Annotated in this window: 4 protein-coding genes; 2 read left to right on the plus strand and 2 right to left on the minus strand. The window is 50.5% G+C overall.

Annotation, left to right across the window (positions count from 1 at the left end; all coding sequences use genetic code 11):
• The coding region (locus AB1690_13845; protein MEW6016390.1) for a hypothetical protein at positions 1-1,062 on the plus strand (1,062 nt) is incomplete at its 5' end.
• Between the two features lie 2 nt (positions 1,063-1,064).
• Here the strand turns inward: AB1690_13845 and AB1690_13850 are convergent.
• Together AB1690_13850 and AB1690_13855 are read right to left on the minus strand one after the other, a co-directional pair.
• The gene (locus AB1690_13850; GenBank protein ID MEW6016391.1) at positions 1,065-1,820 is read right to left on the minus strand and encodes a DUF2238 domain-containing protein; all 756 of its coding nucleotides are present in this window, start codon (positions 1,818-1,820) and stop codon (positions 1,065-1,067) included.
• A 130-nt stretch (positions 1,821-1,950) separates the two neighbouring features.
• Positions 1,951-3,171, minus strand: coding sequence for a glycosyltransferase family 4 protein (locus AB1690_13855; GenBank protein MEW6016392.1), 1,221 nt, complete (start codon positions 3,169-3,171; stop codon positions 1,951-1,953).
• A 489-nt stretch (positions 3,172-3,660) separates the two neighbouring features.
• On the opposite strand from AB1690_13855, the gene AB1690_13860 reads away from it, so the two are divergent.
• The coding region (locus tag AB1690_13860; GenBank protein ID MEW6016393.1) for an amidohydrolase at positions 3,661-4,308 on the plus strand (648 nt) is incomplete at its 3' end.

The following is a 4,308-nucleotide window of genomic DNA, read 5'->3' on the forward strand; positions in this document are numbered from 1 at the left end:
GGCGGCGATGACCTCTGGATAGTCAGAAGCAGGGAGGCTGTTGCCGACGCTGTCGGCCGCAATCATACCATTGTTGCCTCGGTCGGAATGAACGCCTGGGAGATTCCTCTCTATTTCGCATCACGCGCCGGAGCACGACTGGAACTGGTTGTGCCGGTAATTCGGGATGATGAGGTCGACGCAGTGAGAAGTTATTACTGCCGGCAGTTCCAATTGACGCCGGCTCAGGTTCATTTCCATTTCCTTACGGTACCGCGGGGAAACACCCAGAAATCAACCTTTCAGAAAGAGCGCGACCTCGCCGTAATCAAGATGGCTGATATTATATATCCGGTTTCTATCAGGCCCGGGGGAAATCTGGAGAAATTGATTGAGGAGCGAAGGCGGTCGGGGGGAACGATAGTGCCGGACTTTCAAGCAAAATATGATAGCCGGTCATCAGAGTGCAAGGTCATTATCGACATAGCCCGCCTTAATCCCCATCTGGACCGGCTTCTGAAGAATAATCTCATTCACTGGACTCGCGGAACCTCGGCACCCTGGCCCGATGAGACCAGTTACCAGTTTTATGAAGATATAATACAAGCCCGCAATCGTTATCCGCGCTCGGCGCTCGACACTCTGAGAAGAATTCTTTACCAGCACAGAATAATCGCCTCTTGTCGCCATCTGCGCCAGGGACTGCGCGCCGTGTCATTCACCGGGACGGCTCCTTTGCAAGCGATTGGACTGATGCGCTGGCGGGCGCGCTATCAGGAGATGTCTTTCGAGCCGTATGGTATCGCCGTGGAAAAACAGGCCGCGCTTGATATTGGCGTCCGCAGGGTTCTCTACGGTGATGTCGCGATGTTTCGTAATCTGGAGTCTGCCGACAGAGATTATTTCCAGAACGCCGGAAAAGAAGGGTACTGGCTGCCGGAAGAAGAGCACCGCTATATCGGTGACTTTGACCTGGCGCGGCTGCCTGAGGAAAAAGTCACCGCCGTTGTCTGGAAGAAAGCCGATATCCCGGAAATTGGGGAAAAGTTCAAAGGAAGGATAATTGCGCTTGAAGATGACTGATTTCAGTCGGAACGATCTTCCCGGGTTCGACCTTTAATCATTCTCTTTAATTCATCTTCTCCCAGCGGTCGGCGCGACTTAACTTTCAAGGATTCCGCCCATTCGCGAGCAAAATCCCGCTGGAGGCGAATGTTGATTAGGGCTGTCACCGTCATCGCTATCACTGCCCCCAGGCCGGCCAGCGCCATATCTTTGTGAGCATCCCAGATATCCCCCTGCGTCCCCAGATATGCCACCCCCAAATCGCCGCCGAAAAACTCCGCCGCCAGCCATTCAAACAATTCGAATAGCATCGAGGTCGACATGGTCAAATCAAGGGGAAGAAAATATCCCCAGAAGCCGCTGACACTGGCAATGCGAAGGAAGACTTCCCGAATAGGATATGCCAGCAGAAGTCCGTAGGAAAAGTGAATAACCCGGTCGAAATTATTCCGCTGCCATCCTACCAGGGAATTGAAGCTTCCGCCGGTTAGACTTTCAAACCATCGGTCATACGGCACCTCGGCATAGGTATAATGAGCGCCGATTTCATGGAGAGTCAGGAAGATAAAAATGAGAGTATATGATATTCGCGACAGGGGTAGCGAGCGCGCTGTTAATACCAGGACGGCGCCGAAAATAAGAACCAGAAGATTTTCCAGCGCCCAATCCTGGCGATGGCTCGGATTGATTGCCAGAATGACCCAAATCAAAAGAAAGACCAGACCGAGTTTGAGCGCATAGCGGTGATGTGGCAGGAAAGGGAGGCTTTTCGTCATTTGCGGTTTATTAACAGGCTCTTACGCCATAATCTCACAAATTACATAATCACTCTACAAAACGATTCATCGTTCTAAGATTGGCAGATAGAAATTTCAAAGAGAATAATTAAATAAAGAAAGACAAAACTTAAGAATTGCCGACCTTATCGAGCAGAGCGAGATATTTCTGCGCCCACTGCTCGCGGGTATGATTATTGTTTACGAACTCGCGGTATTTCTGTCCCAGACCGGCGCCGTCAATCTCACCGTCGTAAACCCTTCTCACCAGTTGTGCCAGTTGCTCCGGATTGCTGGGGGAGAAGACCAGCGCCCCGCCTGCTTCGGACAGCAAACGGCTGGTTTCGCCGTCAGCGGAGCCAAAGACAATCGGTTTTCCTGCCGCCATATATTCGAAAATCTTGGTCGGAAGCGCCACTCGCGCCACCGGCACCTCTTTGAGACACTCTACCAGCAGATCGCTGGCTTTAAGATAGTACGGAATCTCTTCCAGAGGCCGCAGTCCGACAAAGGAAATATTTTTCAGGTTGTACTGCTGGGCAAGAATCTCCAGCGAGCGCCGTTTCTGACCATCACCAATGAATACAAAATGGTATTTTTTGTTGTCCGCCAGAAGTCGCGCGGTCTCGATTATCGATTCCAGCGGGCGCACCCATCCCAGCGTCCCGGAGAAGACCACCAGGAATTTGTCCTCCCATCCATATTTTTTGCGGATACCGTTGGAATGGCTGTTGAGGAAGTCATTTCCGACTCCCGATTTGATTGTGGTCAGCCGGTTTTCATTGACACCGTTTTGCTTCATCCACCCGGCAATCCCTTCGGTTACGCAAACCACATGGTCTGCTTTCTTATAAAGGAACCGCATCACCCTGCGGATGATTTCGGTGAAAAACGACTTATTAATATTCCCGAACTGCTCCCCGGACTCCGGCTGCAAATCCCGAATCTCCAGCACCAGTCTGGCGCGGCGAATGCGGCTGATTATATATCCACTCAAAGATGAGGTCACCGGCGGCGAGGAGGCGATAACCAGGTCAAATTTTCCTTTAAGGCGAAAGCTGTTTATGACCGAAGAGGCAAGAAAGGTCAGAAACCCGACCATCCGCTTTTTTGGCTGGGCATTTGATGCCGGAAGGACATAAGAGCGGCAAACATCTAACCCGTTTATATCTTCGCGCAAGAAGAATTTCCCGCGATACTGGGGCGGCACCACCCCGTCCGGGTAATTGGGAAGAGCGGTCAGGACCGTTACCTGATGTCCCTGGTTTTTGAAATAGAGGGCAAATTCATAAAGTCGTCGGACTGCCCCCCTTTCAGGCGGAAAATGCTGTGTTATCAGTAAAATTCTCATCTAACTGCCTAAATAAAAGGCTATATTAAGATTATAGCAAGCAAAAGGCAATAAAAAAAACCACAAAAATAAGATATAACTTCGACATTAGTCAAAGACTTAACCAATTATACCCCGATATCTTGCGCCACTTTCGGTTCAATATCTCAGGGCGCTAATCATATCTATTATCGGCATATTGTCTCTAAAACTGTGCCTAAATGGATATTGTTCGTTAAATTTCGCGCCGTCTATACCTTAGAAAGCATAGCCCGATTCTTCGCTTCTTGCAATTTCATGGAGGATTTCAGGCTGTGCTCAAGCCTTTAATATCAAGCATCATTTGCCTTACTGAAAGGCTCTCTCTCCTCCCCTGCTTAATGCGGATTCCCTGCCGTTATGACCTGGAAGTCCGTATCAGTTTAGCGCTATGATGACCTCTAATATTCTCGCCTCTTTGATTGACGAACCCGCCCCGGAATCATTATCTTGCCCAAAAGCTAAGTGATTATGGCACAACTCAAGGACGAAATCTTATCCCTGGCAGAAAAACTTTATCCTCTTCAGGTTAAATGGCGGCGGCATTTTCATCAGTTTCCGGAACTATCCGACAACGAATTTGAGACCACCCGCTTCATAAAAAAAGAACTGACCTCTCGCGGAATCAAGTTTCTTCCGCTCCGACTGAAAACCGGCGCTGCCGGAATCATTAACGGTCGCCAGAGCCTGGCTGTCGGAATCCGAGCCGACATTGATGCCCTTCCTATTCTCGAGAAGACCCGGCTTCCTTTCCGCTCGCGTCATCAAGGGGTGATGCATGCCTGTGGACATGACGCGCATACCGCAATCTTGATGGGGACATCGATGATCCTGCAGCGGCTTCGGTCAAAAATCCCCGGGGCGGTAAAACTTATTTTTCAACCGGCCGAAGAGACGCCTCCCGGTGGGGCCGATGCCATGATAAAAGCCGGCATTCTGAAAAATCCCGATGTCAAGATAATCTTCGCCCTGCATGTTGACCCCACCCTTCCGACCGGCGAAATCGGGCTTCGCGATGGACCGACCATGGCTTCAGTTACCGATTTTGATATAACCATCCATGGACTGGGGGGGCATGCTGCCCGCCCCCATCTTGGCGTGGATGCTATAGCCGTAGCC

The organism is Candidatus Zixiibacteriota bacterium (assembly GCA_040753495.1).
In the GTDB taxonomy this organism is placed as follows: domain Bacteria; phylum Zixibacteria; class MSB-5A5; order GN15; family PGXB01; genus DYGG01.